General features: G+C 72.2%; 13 protein-coding genes and 1 pseudogene. 5 read left to right on the plus strand and 9 right to left on the minus strand.

Annotation, left to right across the window (positions count from 1 at the left end; all coding sequences use genetic code 11):
- Nucleotides 1-21 precede the first annotated feature (21 nt).
- Together C2865_RS16490 and C2865_RS16495 are read right to left on the minus strand one after the other, a co-directional pair.
- Entirely contained in the window at nt 22-633 is a 612-nt protein-coding gene (locus C2865_RS16490) for a PaaI family thioesterase (protein WP_106399322.1), read from the minus strand.
- Nucleotides 634-638: 5 nt separating this feature from the next.
- On the minus strand, nt 639-2849 hold the full coding sequence (locus C2865_RS16495) for an acyl-CoA dehydrogenase family protein (protein WP_106399323.1): 2211 nt from the start codon (nt 2847-2849) through the stop codon (nt 639-641).
- A 164-nt stretch (nt 2850-3013) separates the two neighbouring features.
- Between C2865_RS16495 and C2865_RS16500 the strand changes: the two genes are divergently transcribed.
- Complete coding sequence (locus C2865_RS16500) at nt 3014-4423, plus strand: RNA-guided endonuclease InsQ/TnpB family protein (protein ID WP_106399324.1); 1410 nt, start codon at nt 3014-3016, stop codon at nt 4421-4423.
- 56 nt (nt 4424-4479) lie between these two features.
- Here the strand turns inward: C2865_RS16500 and C2865_RS16505 are convergent, their stop codons facing one another.
- Both C2865_RS16505 and C2865_RS16510 read right to left on the minus strand, forming a co-directional pair.
- The gene (locus tag C2865_RS16505) at nt 4480-5640 is read right to left on the minus strand and encodes a steroid 3-ketoacyl-CoA thiolase (RefSeq protein ID WP_106399325.1); all 1161 of its coding nucleotides are present in this window, start codon (nt 5638-5640) and stop codon (nt 4480-4482) included.
- Complete coding sequence (locus C2865_RS16510) at nt 5633-7276, minus strand: acyl-CoA synthetase (RefSeq protein WP_106399326.1); 1644 nt, start codon at nt 7274-7276, stop codon at nt 5633-5635. Before C2865_RS16510 ends, C2865_RS16505 begins: the two co-directional genes overlap by 8 nt.
- Before the next feature lie 168 nt (nt 7277-7444).
- Between C2865_RS16510 and C2865_RS16515 the strand changes: the two genes are divergently transcribed.
- Nucleotides 7445-8371 (plus strand): SDR family NAD(P)-dependent oxidoreductase, encoded by a 927-nt coding sequence (locus C2865_RS16515; protein WP_106399327.1) that lies wholly within the window; start codon nt 7445-7447, stop codon nt 8369-8371.
- Between the two features lie 67 nt (nt 8372-8438).
- Here the strand turns inward: C2865_RS16515 and C2865_RS16520 are convergent, their stop codons facing one another.
- From C2865_RS16520 to C2865_RS16530, 3 genes are all read right to left on the minus strand, one after another.
- Nucleotides 8439-9215: an SDR family oxidoreductase gene (locus tag C2865_RS16520; protein ID WP_106399328.1), complete on the minus strand. Its 777-nt coding sequence runs from the start codon at nt 9213-9215 to the stop codon at nt 8439-8441.
- Between the two features lie 16 nt (nt 9216-9231).
- Nucleotides 9232-9981 carry an SDR family NAD(P)-dependent oxidoreductase gene (locus C2865_RS16525; RefSeq protein WP_106399329.1) on the minus strand — a complete coding sequence of 250 codons (750 nt, stop codon included), beginning with the start codon at nt 9979-9981 and terminating at the stop codon, nt 9232-9234.
- 65 nt (nt 9982-10046) lie between these two features.
- The gene (locus C2865_RS16530) at nt 10047-10703 is read right to left on the minus strand and encodes a TetR/AcrR family transcriptional regulator (protein WP_157963754.1); all 657 of its coding nucleotides are present in this window, start codon (nt 10701-10703) and stop codon (nt 10047-10049) included.
- Between the two features lie 116 nt (nt 10704-10819).
- Here C2865_RS16530 and C2865_RS16535 point away from each other — a divergent pair, with 116 nt between their 5' ends.
- From C2865_RS16535 to C2865_RS40770, 3 genes and pseudogenes are all read left to right on the plus strand, one after another.
- Nucleotides 10820-12361 (plus strand): FAD-dependent oxidoreductase, encoded by a 1542-nt coding sequence (locus C2865_RS16535; protein WP_106399331.1) that lies wholly within the window; start codon nt 10820-10822, stop codon nt 12359-12361.
- A 147-nt stretch (nt 12362-12508) separates the two neighbouring features.
- Nucleotides 12509-13672: an alpha/beta hydrolase family protein gene (locus C2865_RS16540; RefSeq protein ID WP_106399332.1), complete on the plus strand. Its 1164-nt coding sequence runs from the start codon at nt 12509-12511 to the stop codon at nt 13670-13672.
- Between the two features lie 123 nt (nt 13673-13795).
- Nucleotides 13796-13977: pseudogene (locus C2865_RS40770) on the plus strand (GNAT family N-acetyltransferase); the annotation flags it as partial.
- Between the two features lie 80 nt (nt 13978-14057).
- Here the strand turns inward: C2865_RS40770 and C2865_RS16550 are convergent.
- A complete protein-coding gene (locus tag C2865_RS16550) occupies nt 14058-15968 on the minus strand; it encodes an acetate--CoA ligase (protein WP_106399333.1) in 1911 nt (636 codons plus the stop codon).
- A 251-nt stretch (nt 15969-16219) separates the two neighbouring features.
- Nucleotides 16220-17386 carry a 3-hydroxy-9,10-secoandrosta-1,3,5(10)-triene-9,17-dione monooxygenase oxygenase subunit gene (hsaA, locus tag C2865_RS16555; RefSeq protein WP_106399334.1) on the minus strand — a complete coding sequence of 389 codons (1167 nt, stop codon included), beginning with the start codon at nt 17384-17386 and terminating at the stop codon, nt 16220-16222.
- Between the last annotated feature and the right edge of the window lie 305 nt (nt 17387-17691).

The following is a 17691-nucleotide window of genomic DNA, read 5'->3' on the forward strand; positions in this document are numbered from 1 at the left end:
CGGGACCCTGGAACGTTCCCGTCAGCGGGGACGGGGCGGATGCTTGGCGATGAACAGGCCCTCGGCGGTGACGCAGTCCTGACCGCCGGCCGAGATCGACCCCACCGTGCGGATCTTGACGCCGTCGACCGAGACCTGCCGGGCCCGGACGGTCAGCGGCTCGAACAGCGGGGTGGTGCGGTGGTAGCGCAGGGTCAGCTCCGCCGTCATGCCCGACACCCCGGCCCAGCCGTTGGCCACGCCCAGGGTGTGGTCGAGGATCAGCGCCGACACCCCGCCGTGGACGCAGCCGGGCGGCCCCTGGTAGGGCAGGTCCAGCACCACCTCGGCCTCGATGGACCCGTCCGGACCGGGCACGTAGTCCAGCGGCGGCGCCAGCGGGTTCTCCGTCCCGGCGACCGCGTCGTGCCTGGTGCGGCCGTCGCCCTGCCACATGTCCACCATCCGCTCCTGCAGATCCGGAGCGGTGGCGTCCAGCTCGTCGGCGATCGCGTTCAGGCGCTCGGTGACGGCGTCCATGTCCGCGCCGGAGATGTCCCCGGCGCGCATGAGGCCGGCGATGACCCGGCGGGCCGCGGCCGCGGCCGCGTCCACGCCGGTCCCCCGCACGGGAGCGGAGAGTTCCATCGTCATACCGGTCAGCCCTTCCCCACCGGCTCGGGGTCGCGGGGCAGGCCCAGCAACCGCTCGCCGATCACGTTGAGCTGCACGTCGGTGGTGCCGCCGGCGATCGACATGCAGCGCGAGTTCAGGAACATCCAGGTGGCGTCGGGGCTCCCGCTCGACAGGGAGCGCCCCGTGGTGGCCAGGGACGCCGGACCCGCCCAGTCCATGGCGGTCTCCCAGACCTGCTGGATGTGTTCCACTCCGATCAGTTTACTGATGCTGGCCTCTGCTCCGGGCTGCGCCCCCGACAGGGAGCGCAGCGTGGTGCGCAGGCTGAACAGGCTGCTGGACTGGGCGTCGCACAGGATCCGGCCGAGCACGGTGAGGCGCTCGTCGTCGGCCTCTCCCCCCTCGGCGGCGACCAGGCCCAGCAGCGCCTCGCCTCCGCTGCCCAGCGACGAGTCGTGCGACAACGAGACACGCTCGTTGGACAGGGTGGTGCGGGCCAGCTTCCAGCCGTCGCCGGGGGAGGCGACCAGCAGCTCGTCCGGGATGAACACGTCGTCGAGGAAGACCTCGTTGAACAACGCCTCGCCGGTCAGCTCGCGCAGCGGCCGGATGTCGATCCCGGGCGCCTTCATGTCCAGCAGGAAGTACGACAGGCCCTTGTGCTTGGGCGCGGCCGGGTCGGTGCGGGCCAGCAGGATGCCCCAGTCGGCCTCGAGGGCCATGGACGTCCAGACCTTCTGGCCGTTGATCTTCCAGCCGCCCTCGACCTTCTCGGCCCTGGTCGACAGCGCCGCCAGGTCCGAGCCCGCGCCGGGCTCGCTGAACAGCTGGCACCAGCGCAGCTCGCCGCGCAGCGAGGCGGGCAGGAACCGCTCGTGGTGCTCGGGCGAGCCGTGCGCGATGAGGGTGGGCACCACCCAGTTGCCGATGATCATGTCGGTGGCGCGCAGCCCGGCGGCCCGCATCTCCTCGGCGATCACCAGCTGGGTCACCGCGTCGGCGCCCTTGCCCCAGGGCTTCGGCAGGTGCGGGGAGGTGTAGCCGCGCTCGGCCAGGTAGGTCAGCCGCTCCTGGCCCTCCAAAGCCTTGGCGGGCTCCAGCTCGGCGCGGACCTCGGCGCGGACGCGCTCGGCCTCCTCGGGCAGCTCGACGCTCAGCTCGCGGCGCACGCCGTCCAGGGTGAGCCGGGCGACCCGGCGGCGCCACTGCGCGGTGGAGCCGAGCAGGATGCGCAGGCTCTGGGCGCGGCGCAGGTAGAAGCCCGCGTCGTGCTCCCAGGTGAAGCCGATGCCGCCGAGGGTCTGGATGCAGTCCTTGGCGGTGCTGAAGGCGTTCTCGACACTGGTCGCGCCCGCCACGGCCGCGGCCAGCGAGGACTCGGCAGCGGAGGCGTCCTCCTCCTGGGCGCGGGCGGCGTCCCAGGCGCAGGCGCGGGCCTGCTCGGCCAGGGCCAGCATGCGCGCGCAGCGGTGCTTGACGCCCTGGAACTGGCCGATCGGACGGCCGAACTGCTCGCGGACCTTGGCGTACTCGGCGGAGGTGGCGGTCGCCCAGTCCGCCAGCCCCGAGGCCTCGGCGGAGAACAGCACGGCGGCCAGGTCCAGCACGTCCTGCTCGGCCAGACCGGCGAGGACGGCGTCGCCTGCCACGGCCGCCCCGTCTGCCTTCACCGTGGCCAGACGGCGCGTGACGTCGTGGCTGGGCAGCTCGGAGACCTCGACGGCCGCACGCGGCAGCACGACCCAGACCGTCTCGGCGCCGTCACGGGCGGGCAGCACGAACAGGTCGGCGACCCGCCCGGCGAGCACCGGCTCGGACTCGCCGTTCAGCACGGCGCCTCCGTTCTCGCGGGTCAGCGTGAGGCCGCCCGGCCGCAGCGCGACCGTGCCGATCGTGCCGCCCTCGGCCAGCCCCGCCAGGTGCGCGGTGTGCCCGGCGCGGTGCAGGACGGCGCCGGCCAGCACGGTCGGCAGGAACGGGCCCGGCGTCAGGGCCCGGCCCAGCTCCTCCAGCACGACGGCCAGCTCGACCAGCCCGTAACCCGCGCCGCCCGCCTCCTCGGGCAGGTGCAGCCCGAGCAGCCCCTGCTCGGCGAGGCCCTTCCAGAACGGCGGCAGCTCCTCGCGCTCGGCCTCCACGGCGGCGCGCAGCACCTGCGGGGTCACCTCGCGGGAGGTGAAGGTGCGCACCGCGTCCCGCAGGTCGCGGTGCTCCTCGGTCAGTCCGATGGTCATGTTCTCTCTCACAAACTGCTGACAGATTTCAAGGTGATGGAACTACTCTCCGGCGCGGGGCTCGCCCAGCCTCCACATATCCGCTGAGTAAGAACCCGTGACTCATTGCGATGTTCCGGTGGTGAAGTCGAACTGGCGTGCGTATCGTGACGGGCGTGTCGCGGATGACGGCGTTCACCTACACCCTCAAACCGACGGCTGGTCAGGAGACGCTCCTGCGTACGGCCGGCGGCGCCGCACGCGCCGCTTACAACACTCTTCTTGCTCTCGTGAAGACCCGCTTGGCCGAGCGCGAGACCAACCCTGACGTTCGACCGCCGTGGACGAAGTTCGACTTGATCAATGCGGTCAACGCTTGGAGGCGTGACCTGGACGCTCAGGGCGCGGTCTGGCACCGCACGATCCCGTCGATCGTGTTCGAGGAGGCAGCCGCCGACCTCGCCTACGGCCTGGCGTCGTTCGTCGACTGCCGCAAAGGCCGCCGCTCGGGACCCTCGGTAGGATTTCCGGTCTTCAAGAAGAAGTCCCGCACCCCCTACCGCTTCCGCATCCGCGCGCAGAAGGGGAGTGTTGCGGTGGGTGCTCCCGGCCGTCCGCGTGCGGTGAGGCTGCCCCGCCTGGGGGTGATCGGGGTACGAGAGGACACCCGGCCGCTGCGCAGGCTGCTGCGTCCCGGCCTGGACGGCACTCCCAGAGCCCGCATCACCGCAGCCACCGTGCGATGGCGGCGTGGTCGGTGGACCGTGGCGGTCAGCGTTGAAGCCCCCGACCTGCACCCCTCCCTGCAGTGCTCTCCACCGGAGGTGGAGGCGCCCGGCTGGGTGGGGGTCGACCGAGGACTGGTCGCTTTGACCGTCGCCGCTACCGACGAGGGCGTCGAGACCGCGCGGATCCCGGCCGAACGCATCTACCGGCGTCGTGAGGAGGGTCTGGCGCTCCGGCATCGGCGGCTGGCCCGCACCTTGCCAGGCTCCCGACGGCGCGTCCGCGCCCTGCGGCAGGTACGCGAGTACCAGGCACGCACCGCGGCCATGCGCGAGCACAAGCTGCACGAGGTGGCGAACCTGCTGGTCAACAACCACGACCGGCTGGTCCTCGAACACCTGCACGTGGCCGGAATGCTCACCAACCGCCGCCTCGCCAAGTCGTTGTCCGACGCCGCCTTCGCCTCGCTGGCGCGGCTGGTGGTCTACAAGGCCGCTTGGCGGGGTGTGCTGGTGGTGGAGGCCGAACGGTGGTTCGCTTCCAGCAAGACCTGCTCGGGCTGCGACCACCGCGTCTCCGAGCTGCCGCTGTCTCAGCGGGAGTTCTGCTGCCCTGCGTGCGGGCTGCGGATCGACCGGGATCTCAACGCCGCGATCAACCTCGCCAAGCAGGGAGCTCGTCTCTGCCGTCTCCATCGTTTCCTCTCATGCCCGGGTGGAGGCCATCACCCGGACTCCGGACCCGCAAGCAGCAGGCCGGGTGACCAACGCGCGACCCGGACCCGCAGACGCCGACCGAACTCTGGTGAGGCCGCCGTCTGCGGGTCGTCAACGGCGCGAACCTCCCCCATCGCCCTGCCGGGTGCGTGAGCGGAGGACCCCCGAGAAAGGGGCTGTGCGCGACCGAACGGTTCGTCCGCAGGCTGTCAGATGCGTTCGATGATGGTGCCCGTGGCGTGTGCCCCGCCCGCGCACATGGTGATCAGCGCGGTCGACTTGTCGGTGCGCTCCAGCTCGTAGAGGGCCTGGGTGATCAGGCGCGAGCCGGTGGAGCCGACGGCGTGGCCGAGCGCGATCGCGCCGCCGTTGACGTTCACCTTGTCCATGTCGGGGTTGTGCGCCTGCGCCCACGAGAGCACGACGGAGGCGAAGGCCTCGTTGATCTCGATCAGGTCGACGTCGGACAGCTTCATGCCCGCCCTGTTCAGCACGTGGCTGGTCGCCGCGATGGGGCCGTCCAGGTGGTAGTACGGGTCGGAGCCGACCATGCCGGACGCGACGATCCGGGCGCGCGGGCGCAGGCCCAGCTCGGCGGCCTTCTCCGCGCTCATCAGCAGCACCGCGGCGGCGCCGTCGCTGATCTGCGAGGAGTTGCCCGCGGTGTGGATGCCGCCGGGGTAGACCGGCTTCAGACCGGCCAGCTTCTCCATGCTCGTCTCGCGCAGGCCCTGGTCGCGGGTGACCGTCGCGGTCTCGCCGGTCGGCCCCTCCGGGCCCATCACCGGGGCCTCGACCGGGAGGATCTGGCCGGCGAAGCGGTCCTCGGCCCAGGCGCGGGCGGCCTTCTGCTGGGAGGCCAGGCCGAGCGCGTCGGCGGCCTCGCGGGTGATGCCCTTGTCCTTGGCGATGCGCTCGGCGGCGGTGAACTGGTCGGGCATGTCGAGGGCGAAGCCCTCGGGGACCGGCATGCCGCCCCCGGGGACGAGGGCCGCGCCGAGGAAGACCCGGCTCATGGCCTCCACGCCGCAGCCGATGCCGGCGTCGATGGCGCCGGAGGCGATCAGGCCGGCGATCAGGTGCACCGCCTGCTGGCCCGAGCCGCACGCGCAGTCGATGCTGGTGCAGGCGGTCTGGTAGGGCAGCCCGGCGACCAGCCACGCGTTGCGGGTGACGTTGTTGGCCTGCTCGCCCGCCTGGGTGACGCAGCCGCCGGCGACCTGGCCGATCAGCGCCGGGTCGACCCCGGCCTTGGCCAGCAGCCCCTTCTGGGTCAGGCCGAGGAGCTCGGCCGGGTGCAGCCCGCTCAGGGCGCCGTTGCGTTTGCCGACCGGGGTGCGGACGGCGTCGACGATCACTGCTTCAGGCACGGGGGGTCTCCTTCTCGTCGTTCTCGCTGGTCAGGAACTGCTTGGCCCACCGGTAGTCGGCCTTGCCGCTGGGTGAGCGCACGATGGATTCGCTGAAGGTGATCAGAGCCGGGATCTTGTAGCCGGCCAGGTGGGCGCGGCAGTGCTCGCGCAGCTCGTCGGCACCGGGGACGGGGGCGTCGGGGCGCAGCTCGACGACGGCGGCTACGCGCTCGCCGAAGCGGCTGTCGGGCACCCCGGCCACGAGCACGTCCATCACCGCGGGGTGGGACTTGAGCGCCTGCTCGACCTCTTCGGGGAAGACCTTCTCGCCGCCGGTGTTGATGCAGCCGGAGCCGCGGCCGAGCACGACGACGGTGCCGTCCTCCTCCACCCGGGCCATGTCGCCGAGGATCGACCAGCGCACGCCGTCGATGACGGGGAAGGTGCGGGCGGTCTTGTCCGGGTCGTTGTAGTAGCCCAGGGGGACGTGGCCGCTGCGGGCGATGGTGCCGATCTCCTCGGAGCCGGGCGGGATCGGCTTGAGGTCGCCGTCGACGACGTTGACGCGGGGGTTGGGGGACAGCCGCATGAGGCCGTCCGCGCCGATCTGGATGGTGCCGTCGACGCCGGACTCCGACGCGCCGAAGCCGTTGTTGACGAAGAGGTCCGGCCTCAGCAGCTCCTTGAACTCCTCCTGGATGCTGCGGGAGAGGATCGCGCCGCCCGAGCCCAGCACGAACCACGAGGAGAGGTCGAACTCCGAGCGGTGCGCGCGCAGGGTGTCGGCCAGCGGCCGGGCCATGGCGTCGCCGACGACCATGACGATGCCGATCTTCTCCTCGTCGATGAGCCGCAGTGCCTGCAGGGGGTCGAAGCGGCGCAGGATGACGATCTTCGCGCCGCCGAGCAGCGAGGTGAACAGGTTGTAGGACGCCGCTCCGTGCATCAGGGGCGCAGTGAGCATGTAGACCATGCCCTCGGCGCTCGCGGCTGCGGCGGCGGCCAGTTCGGCCGCGGTGAGGTACGGCGGGCCGTAGTGGTTGCCGCCCTTCAGGGCGGCCATGTAGAAGTCCTCGTGCCGCCAGACCACGCCCTTGGGCAGGCCGGTGGTGCCGCCCGTGTAGACGATGTAGTGGTCGTCGGAGCTGCGCTCGTCCGCCAGGGGCGGAGTCGTCGGCCGCCCGGCGAGGGTCTTCTCGTACTCGGCGGCGTGCACGCGGGACGGCCAGGACGGCTCCTCGGCCGCGGCGTCGCCCGTGCGCGCCACGACGGCCGCGCGGAGCTTCGGGCACCGGTCCGCCACGCGGGCCGCGGACGGGGCGAACGCCTCGTCGACGACGACGCCCGTGAGGTCGGCGTTGGTGTAGAGGTACTCCAGCTCCCGGTCGGTGTACCGGTAGTTGATGTTGACCGGCACCGTCCTGATCTTCAGGCAGGCCAGGAGCGCCTCCACGTACTCCACGCCGTTGAGCAGGTGGAGTCCCACGTGGTCGCCCGGCGCGATCCCGGCGGCGAGCAGCCCGTGCCCCAGGGCGCTCGCCCGCTCGTCGAGCTCCTGGAAGGTCAGCCTGCGCCCCTCGCACACCACGGCCGTGCGCTGCGGGACGGCCGCTGCCACCGCCTCGTAGAGGCTCGCCAGATTCAGCGTCGTCATGCGAGGAATCTAGAATTCATTCCGTAGGCCGACAAGGGTGGTCCCACTCAGTGAGTCATCCCTGCACAACTTGCTAATCTGCCCACTGAACGAGACGGGCGTCCCCCAGATAACTAGAATTCGTACTAGTGTCCGGAGGTCACCTTCGAACCTGAGCGGGAGCAACCGATGAACGCAGACCTCTCCCTGGCGGGCCGCACCGCCGTCGTCACCGGCGCAGGCGCCGGTCTGGGCCGCAGCGAGGCCCTCGCCCTTGCCGCGCGGGGCGCGAACGTCGTCGTCAACGACATGGGCCCGGCGGCCGAGGAGGTCGTCACCGAGATCAAGGCGCAGGGCGGCCAGGCCCTCGCGGTGACCGGGGACGTCAGCGACTGGTCCCTGGGCGAGCAGCTCGTCTCCGCCGCCGTCGACACGTTCGGCTCACTGGACATCGTGGTCAACAACGCCGGCGTGCTGCGCGACAAGATGTTGTTCAACCTCGCCGAGTCCGACTGGGACGACGTGATCCGCGTGCACCTCAAGGGCCACGCCGTCGTCTCCCGCGCCGCCGCCGTGTACTGGCGCGGCGCCAGCAAGGCCGCCGGGGGCCCCGTCTACGGCCGCGTCATCAACACCGCCTCCGAGGCGTTCCTGTTCGGCAGCGCCGGCCAGCCCAACTACTCGGCCGCCAAGGCCGGCATCGTCGCGCTGACCCTCTCCACCCACCAGGGCCTGGCCCGCTACGGGGTGAAGGCCAACGCCATCTGCCCCCGCGCCCGCACCGCGATGACCGCCGAGTCCTTCGCCGAGGGCACCGCCCCCGGCGGCCTGGACTCCATGGCCCCCGAGCGGGTCGGCACGTTCGTGGGCTACCTGGCCTCCCCCGCCGCCGAGAACATCAGCGGCCAGGTCTTCATCGTCTACAGCGACGTGGTCGCCCTCATGGCCGCCCCCGTGGTGGAGCAGAAGTTCACCGCGGCCGACGGCGTCTTCTCCGTGGAGGAGCTCGACTCCCAGATCTCCCCCTACTTCCAGGGCCGCGACCCGTACCAGACCTACGCCGCCTACAGCGTGGCCTCCCTCGACAACACCGGGACCACCAAGTTCGGCGGCTGACCCCGCACCGCGTACGGCGAGGCCGCCTCGCCCCCCGGGGGGTGAGGCGGCCTCGGCCGTTTCCGCGTCAGAAGACCTCGGAGCCGCGCAGCACGGCCTCGGCGCCGCCGTCCACGTAGATGACCTGCCCGGCCATGTGCGAGTTGGCCGGGGAGATCAGCCAGGCCAGCGCCTCGGCGATCACCTGGGCGTCGGCGTAACCGTTCAGCGGCATCGGGACCGCCTCGTCCATGATCTTGCGCATCTTCTCGTCGGCGAAGAGCGGCGCGCTCATCGGGGTGAGCACCACGCCCGGCGCGATCGCGTTGAGCGCGATGCCCTCCCCCGCCCAGGCGGGCGAGACCGCGACCCGGCGCAACCACTGGGCCAGCGCCGCCTTGGAAGAGGGGTAGAGCGTACGGCCCCGTCCCTTGTCCACCACCTCGTCGGCGGCCTCGACCGCGGCCTCCTCGTCGCCGTTCAGGCAGGAGCGCAACACGATCTCGTCCACCGGCTGGGTGCCGGAGATCGAGCCGACCACCGCGGCCCTGGGCCGCTCCGCCCGTGCCAGCGCGGGCCGCAGCCCCTCCAGCAGGGCGACGGCGCCGAAGAAGTTGACGTTCACCGTGAGCGTCAGCGGCCCGGACAGCCCGGCGCAGGCCACGACCCCGTCCAGGGTCCCGCCCGAGCGCTCCAGCACCCCCTCCACCGCGCGGGCGCGGCCCTCCTCGGTACTCAGGTCGGCGACGACCTCGGCCTCGGCCAGGTCGACGCCGATCACCTCGTCGCCCTGCCCGCGCAGCAGGTCCGTCAGCGCCTTGCCGATGCCGGACGCCGAGCCGCTCACCGCGATGGTGCGTGTCATGTTCCTTGATCCTTACTCACATGTGGGAACCGCCGTCGACCCGCAGGTCGAGGCCGGTCAGGTAGGAGGCGTCGGAGGAGGCCGCGAAGGCGATCACCGAGGCGATCTGCTCCGGGACCGCCGCGCCGAGCGGTGCCCGCACCTTGCTGAAGTAACTGTGGTCCAGGCCCGGGGGCAGCATGTCCGGGCGCCGGACCAGCGGGGTGTCCGTGGTGCCGGGCGAGACCGGGACCACCCGGATCCCGCGCCCGCTCAGCTCGGCGGCCAGGCTCAGCGAGAACGCCAGCACCGCGCCCTTGGACGCCGAGTAGGCGCTCATGTAGGGGTTGCCCTGGGTCGCCGACAGCGAGGAGACGTTGACGATCACGCCCGAGCCGTCGGGCAGGTGCCGCTGCGCCTCCCGGCAGAACAGGGCGGTGCCCACCAGGTTGACGGAGAACAGGAAGGTCAGGTCCTCGACGCTCAGCGTGTCGATCGGCGTGGTGCGGTGCACGCCCGCCACGTTGACCAGGACGTCGATGCCGCCGAGTGCGTCGGCGGCCTCCTTCACCGTGGCGACCACCGCGGGCTCGTCGGTGACGTCCACGACGCGGGTGGTGATCGTTCCGGGGCCGTCCACCGCCTCGACCGTCCCGGCGAGTCCCTCGGCCGCCAGGTCGACGGCGAAGATCGCCGCGCCCTCGGCCGCCAGGCGCACCGCGGTGGCCCTGCCGATTCCCGACGCCGCCCCGGTGAGCAGCACTTTCACACCGTCGAAACGCTTCATGCCGGGAAGGTACCCGGGTGTGACGGCGGTCTCTCCGCACCGTCCCGGTCAACGGAACGCGGCGGTCACTCCGGTTTCGGCGCGTTGGAGCGGGACGCCAGCAGCAGGCGGCAGGCCATCCGGATGTCGTTCTCCACGTCGGCCATGGACATGCGCCCGTTCAGGCTCGACTGCAGCACCCCGTACCAGCACTGCATGAGCAGCCGGACCAGGGTGACGTCCTGGACGCTGGGCACCTCGATGCCCAGCGACTCCAGCACTATCGCGCTGAACGTCCGGTCGATCTTGAGGGCGTCCGACACCGTCGCCACGTTGGCGGTGTTGGCCGACTGGAGCATGGACGTCGCCAGCACCGGTCGGCGCAGCAGCTCCTTGCTGGCGGCGACCAGGAGGTCGCCCACCACGTCCTCGGGGTGGGTGGCGGGCGCGGGCGGGGGTATCTCGTCGCGAAAGCGGTCGACCTGGGCGGCCATCACGGCGGCGAACAGGTGGATCTTGGAGGGGAAGTAGCGGTAGAGGGTGCCGATGGCGACCTCGGAGGCCTTGGCGACCTCGTGCATCTGCACGCGCTCCAACGGCTTCTCCGAGCCGATGCGCACGGCCGTACGGAGAATGCGCTGCCTTCGGTCATGCTGCTCGGGCGAGCTGGGCTCGGCAGGCGGCCTCGCGGCTGCGATCCTCGGCACGGTCTCCCCTGTCACCTTCGATGTCGACCCCGCCATCTTGACGCAGGAGGCGACTCCACACCTGTTCACGATACCGGTGAGTGGGATGCGGCGTCCGTCACTCCATAAGCGGCTGCTTGCCTGGTGGCCGCCGTAACGTGAAAGGACATCGCATGGGGATTTCCGGGGCTCCTTGGGACGAGCACGTCGATGTGATCGTGGCCGGATCCGGTGCCGGCGCCATGGCCGGGGCGCTGACGGCCGCGGCGAAAGGGCTGCGGACCGTCGTCCTGGAGAAGACGCCGCTGCTGGGCGGGACGTCCGCCTACTCGGGCGCGGCCATCTGGCTGCCCGGCAGCCAGGTGCAGGAACGGGACGGGGCCGGCGACTCCACCGGGTCGGCGCGCACCTACCTGAAGGCGCTGCTGGGCGAGGAGAGCGCCGAGTACCGCGAGGCCTTCCTGGCCACCGCCCCCGAGGTCGTCGAGTTCCTGGAGAACGACCCGGCCGTCGAGTTCAAGTGGCAGCCGTTCCCCGACTACTTCGACGCCCCCGGCCGGCTGGACATGGGCCGCGCCTTCATCCCGCGCGTCCTGCCCCGCGAGCGGATCGGCGAGCTGGCCGCCCTGGTGCGCCCGCCGGTCGACCGGGACCGGGCCGGTCTCGGCCACGACCCCGACGCGCCGCTGGTGCAGGGCCGGGCGCTGATCGGGCGGCTGCTGCTGGCCCTGACCGCCACCGGCAACGCCACCGTGCGCACCGGCACCGCGCTGACCGGGCTGGTCGTCGAGGACGGCCGTGTCGTCGGCGTCGAGGCCGAGGGCCACGACGGGCCGGTGCGGCTGCGCGCCGAACGCGGCGTGCTGCTGGCCGCGGGCGGCTTCGAACGCGACCCCGCCACCCGCGAGGCCCACGGCGTCCCCGGCTCCGCCGAGTGGACCATGGCCCCCGCCGGTTCCAACACCGGCGGCGCCATCGCCGCGGCGGCGCGCATCGGCGCGGCCACCGGCCTGATGGACCAGGGCTGGTGGTGTCCGGGCCTGGCCACCCCCGACGGCGGCGCGGCCTTCACCCTGGGCTTCCGCGGCGGCCTGATCGTCGACGCGTCCGGGAACCGCTTCGCCAACGAGTCGCTGCCGTATGACCAGATGGGCCGCCGGATGGCCGAGGCGCCCGGCCGGGTGCCCGCCCACCTGATCTTCGACTCGCGCTCCGAGGGGCTGCCCGCGATCTCCATCCCGACCGCCGTGCCCGACGAGCACCTGGCGGCCGGCACCTGGATCAAGGCCGACACCCTGGCGGAGCTGGCCGGGAAGCTGGACCTGCCCGCCGACGCCCTCACCGCCACCGTCGAGCGCTTCAACGGCTTCGCCGAGAAGGGCGTCGACGAGGACTTCCACCGCGGCGAGGACGCCTACGACCGGTTCTTCTCCACCGGCAAGGGCCCCAACCCCGCCCTCGTCCCCGTCGACCGCCCGCCCTACTACGCGGCCAAGGTCGTCCTCAGCGACCTCGGCACCAAGGGCGGCCTGCGCACCGACACCGACGGCCGCGTCCTGGACGCCTCCGGCGCCCCCATCCCCGGCCTGTACGCCTCCGGCAACAGCAGCGCCTCCTTCACCGGCCCCTACTACCCCGGCCCCGGCATCCCCATCGGCACCGCCATGGTCTTCGCCTACCGCGCCGTCCACCACATGCGCGGAGAAGAAAGGTAAACCGCTCCACCTGCGCAGGGCCGTCCCGGCCTTCGCACACGTCTTCCCCCGTATCCATGAGGGGAAGACGTGGACCGCTCCGCCCGCGCAAGGCCGTCCCCGGTCTTCGCGCACCGCACCAATTCATCGCATGTGCGAGGAGGAAGCATGAGATCGTTCAGCGCACGCGCGGCGGGGATCGCCGCCGCGGCGGCAACCGCCGTCGCCGCCCTCGCGCCCGTTCCCGCCGCGGCCGGCGGGGACGGCGTTCCGCCCGGCCAGCGCGGCCGGGTCGTCAGCGACCGGCCGCTCACCGGCACGGCGGCGCTGCCCAGCGCGTCGGCCAACCGGCTGGTCACCTACACCTCGCAGGGCGTGGGCGGCAGGCGGATCACCGTCTCCGGCACGGTCTCTCTGCCCCAGGGCACCCCCCCGCACGGCGGCTGGCCGGTGATCAGCTGGGCGCACGGCACGACCGGCACCGCCGACGTGTGCGCGCCCTCCGCCGATACCGCCGACGGACCGGTCCACGACTACGTCTCGGTCACCGCCGCCTACCTCGACAGGTGGGTGGCCCGGGGCTACGCCGTCGTCCAGACCGACTACGAGGGCCTGGGCACCGAGGGCGGCCACCCGTACATGAACGGGGACAGTGCCGCGAACACCGTCGTGGACATCGTGCACGCCGCCCGCAGGCTGGACCGCCGGATCGGGCGCGACTGGTTCGCGGTCGGCCACAGCCAGGGCGGACAGGCCGCCCTGTACACCGCCGCCGCCGAGCAGCGAACCGGGCAGCTGGACCTGAAGGGCGTGGTGGCCGCGGCACCCGGCGGCTACGACCTCCACCTGACCGTCGACTACATCCGGCAGCAGCTGCCCGGCGCCCAGTACGCGCTGGCGTTCCTGCCGACCCTGATCACCGGGGCCGAAGCCGCCGACCCCTCGGTCGTGCCCGAGGAGATGCTGACCGACGAGGCCGCCGCCACTCTGCTGAAGACCGGCCGCACCGAGTGCACCGCCAAGCACCGCGAGATCGCCCTGTCCTTCCCGCTGGACAAGGTCTTCCGCCCCGGCGCCGACCTCGCCCCCCTGACCGCCTACCTGCGCTCTCAGGACCCCGTCCGCCTCGACCTCGAAGTGCCCACCCAGGTCGTGCAGGGCACCGCCGACGTGCTGGTCTCCAAGGCCAGCACCGACCTGCTGGTGAACGCCCTGCGCGGCACCGGCACCGTCGACTACGAGGTCTACCAGGGAGCCGACCACCGCGGCGTCCTGAACGCCTCCTTCGAGGACTCCCTCGCCTTCACCGAGGGCCTGCGCGACACCCGCTGACCCCGCCCCGCCCCGCACCGCCCCGAAGGACCCCTTCGGGGCACGGGCACCTCACCGAGAGGCCCGCGCCCACCCGGCGCGGGCCTCCCCCTTTTCCAGAAACCCTCCCCCAGAGCCACCCCGCCCGCCCTCGCGCTGGGGCCCTGCGCCGTCCTGCCGTCCCATCGGCGGCAGTGCGCGGGCTCGGCCGCGATCCGCGCCGGACTCGAAACGGCGCGGAACCTGGCGAGAACCTCGTCCTCGTGCTCGGCCGCCCCGAGTACTACCCGCGGTTCGGCTTCACCCAGGCCTCCGCCCGCGCGCCTCCGCCTCGCGGAACCACGTCGGATGCGGAGGAGGGGCTTCGACGCCTCTCCTTTTCGGTTCGGGCCTTCGCCAGGACGGGTCAGGGTTCCGGGCGGAGGTGGAGGAGGGGCTTGAGGGACTCCAGGACGGCGGGGTCCTCGATGGTGGGCGGGGGCGCCTCGTCGCGGCCTTCGGCCAGGCCGCGCATGGTCCGGCGGAGGATCTTGCCGGAGCGGGTCTTGGGGAGGGCGGGGACGACGGTGACGTCGCGGAAGGCGGCCACGGGGCCGACGTCGCGGCGGACGGCGGCGACGAGTTCGGCGCGCAGCTCGGCCTCGTCCGTCTCCACGCCGGACTTGAGGACGACCAGGCCGCGGGGCGTCTGGCCCTTGACCGGGTCGGGGACGCCGATCACGGCGCATTCGGCGACGGCGGGGTGGGAGGCCAGGGCCGCCTCGATCGCGCCGGTCGACAGGCGGTGGCCCGCCACGTTGATGACGTCGTCGACGCGGCCCATGATCGTGAGGTAGCCGTCCTCGTCGAGGTGGCCGGAGTCGCCGGTGGTGTAGCAGCCCTCGTGGCGGCTGAGGTAGGACTCGACGAAGCGCTCGTCGTCGCCCCACAGGGTGGCCAGCGCGCCGGGCGGCAGCGGGAGCCTGATGACGATCTCGCCCTCCCGGCCCGCGGGCAGTTCCGCGCCGGAGGCGTCGACGACCCGCACGTCCCAGCCGGGCACCGGGACGGTCGCCGAACCCGGCTTGATCGGCAGGGGCTCCAGGCCGCGCGGGTTGGCGGCGACGGGCCAGCCGGTCTCCGTCTGCCACCAGTGGTCGACCACCGGGACGCCCAGCATGTCGGTGGCCCACCGGTGGGTCTCCGGGTCCAGGCGTTCGCCCGCCATGTAGACGCCGGTCAGCGAGCTCAGGTCGTATCCGGCGGGGCCCTCGCCCTTCGGGTCGACCTTCTTGATCACCCGGATCGCGGTGGGGGCGGCGAAGAGCTTCTTCACCCCGTACTCGGAGATCACCCGCCAGAACGCGTTCGCGTCCGGGGTGCCGACGGGCTTGCCCTCGTAGACGACGGTCGTCGCGCCCGCCAGCAGCGGCGCGTAGACGATGTAGCTGTGCCCGACGACCCAGCCGACGTCGGAGCTGGTCCACCAGACGTCGCCCTCGCGCACGTCGTAGACCGCGCCCATCGACCAGGCCAGCGCCACCGCGTGGTCGCCCGTGGTGCGCAGCACGCCCTTGGGCCTGCCCGTCGTCCCGGAGGTGTAGAGGATGTAGAGCGGGTCGGTGGAGGCGAGCGGCACCGGGTCGGCGGGCGCGGCGCCGGGGACCACGTCCTGCCAGTCGTGCTCGCCGGGCGCCAGTTCGGCGCGCTGCTGGTCGCGCTGCAGGACGACCACGTGGTCGGGCCGGTGGGAGCTCATCGCCAGCGCCTGGTCGAGGATCGGCTTGTAGGGCACGATCCGGCCGGGCTCCAGCCCGCAGGAGGCGGCCACGACGACCTTGGGGCGGGCGTCGTCGACGCGCGCCGCCAGCTCCTTGGCGGCGAACCCGCCGAAGACCACCGAGTGCACCGCGCCGATCCGGGAGCAGGCCAGCATGGTGATGACGGCCTCGGGCACCATCGGCATGTAGACGACCACCCGGTCGCCCCTGCCGACGCCCAGCGCGGCCAGCGCACCGGCCGCCCTGGCCACCTCGTCGCGCAGCTCGCGGTAGGTGTAGCGGCGTGCGGCCGGGACCATCGCCGAGTCCCAGATCAGCGCGTCCCGCTCGCCGTGGCCGCGTTCGACGTGCCGGTCGAGCGCGTTGTAGGAGGTGTTCAGCTCCCCGTCGGGGAACCAGCGGTAGAACGGCGCTCGCGAGCCGTCCAGCGCCCTGGTCGGAAAGGAGTCCCAGTCGATCAGACGCGCCGCGTCCAGCCAGAACCGCTCCGGGTCGTCCAGGCTCAGCCGGTATGCCTCCGAGTACGCTCCCACCGTCACGCTCCTCCCGCTCCGCATGGCCTTCCCCCACACCCTACGCGCGGGCGTGACGCGGATCACCCCGCCTGTGGACGGCTGCGCGGGCGGCCGACGGCATGCCGCCAGGCGGGCGTCACCTCTCCGGAACGCCGGGACGCGCGGCCACCGGCGGTACGCCGTCAGGCGAACGTCGCCCTGCGGGAGGCACCGAACCGAAGGCGCCGGGCGGGCGTCGTTCCTCCGGAACGCCGGCACGCGCGGGGCATCGGCGGTACGGCGCCGGACGGGCGTCAGACGAGGTTGTCCTCGATGGTCAGCCCGAACTCGCCCCGTCCGTACATCGCCAGGGCGCGGTCGGGGTCGTTGGCGACGTGGATGCTGCCGGCGTGGGCGTCCCGCCAGGCGCGTTCGATGACGTTGCCGCGCCGCAGGGAGTTGCCGCCCGCGGTCTTGAACAGCAGGTCGATCGCCTCGATGGCCCGTTCGGTGCCGCGCACCTGGTCGCGGCGGGCACGCAGCCGCAGCTCCATCGGGATCTGCTCGCCGCGCACGGTGTGCTCCCGCATCTCCCGCAGGTTGCGCTCGATCTGCAGGACGGCCGCGTCGATCTCCGAGGCGGCGCGGCCCACCGCGACCTGGGCGAACTGGTCGTCCACGAACCGTCCGCCGCCCAGGCTGAGCCGGATGCGGTCGCGCATGGACGCCACGTAGAAGTCGTAGCAGCCCGCCACCATGCCGAGCACGGCGGACGTGACGGTGGTGGTGAAGACCGTCCCGAACGGGATGCGGTACAGCGGCCCCGCGTTGGTCTTGAGGCCGGGGGCGCGCAGCTGGGCCTGGTCGTAGTTGCGCACCACCCGGTGCGTGGGAACGAACTTCCGGTCCACCACGATGTCGTCGCTGGCGGTGCCGCGCAGGCCGGTGGTGTCCCAGACCCGGTCGATCTCGTAGTCGCTCTTGGGCACCAGCACCGTGAGGAAGTCCACGGGCCTGCCCTGCGCGCCCACGACCAGGCCGCCCAGCAGCATCCAGGAGGCGAACTCGCATCCGGAGGCGAATCCCCAGCGGCCGGACAGCTCGTAGCCGCCCTCCACGGGGGTCAGCCGCCCGATCGGCGCGTAGGAGGAGGCCAGCAGCACGTCCGGGCCCTTGGCCCAGACCTCTTTCTGCACCTCGTCGGGGAAGAGCGCCAGATGCCAGGAGTGCACGCCGAGCACCGCCGAAACCCAGCCGGTGGACCCGCAGAACCCGGAGATCTCCCGCACCACCCGGTAGAAGTCGGCCGGGTCGCCCTCCATGCCGCCGTACCGGGCGGGCAGCAGCATCCGGAACACCCCGGCCTCGGTCAGCTCCCGGATGGAGACCGCGGGGATCCGCCCCTTCTCGTCCACGGTCTTGGCCCGTTCGGCGAGCTTCGGCAGCAGCTCGCGCACCGCCTCCAGGACCTCGTCACTCATGGTCCTTCTCCTCACTGGCTCGGGTCACGGCAGCAGCAGACCACGGCCCCGAGAGGGCCCAGGTAAAGCGTCCCGACCAATGAGACTGGGCGATTCCGGGTAATGACCTGCGACATAGCGTTCTTCTGCATCAGAAACGCCCCTGAAGGGATGATCATCGTGGCTGCAGCTGACACCGATGCTATCCGCGCCATCGAAGCGGAGGCGGTGGGCAACCGGTTCGCCCGAGGCTGGCACTGCCTGGGACTGGCCGAGACTTTCAAAGACGGCAAGCCGCACACCATCAACGCCTTCGGCCAGAAGCT

This window comes from Actinocorallia populi (assembly GCF_002995495.1).
Taxonomy (GTDB): Bacteria; Actinomycetota; Actinomycetes; order Streptosporangiales; family Streptosporangiaceae; genus Actinocorallia; species Actinocorallia populi.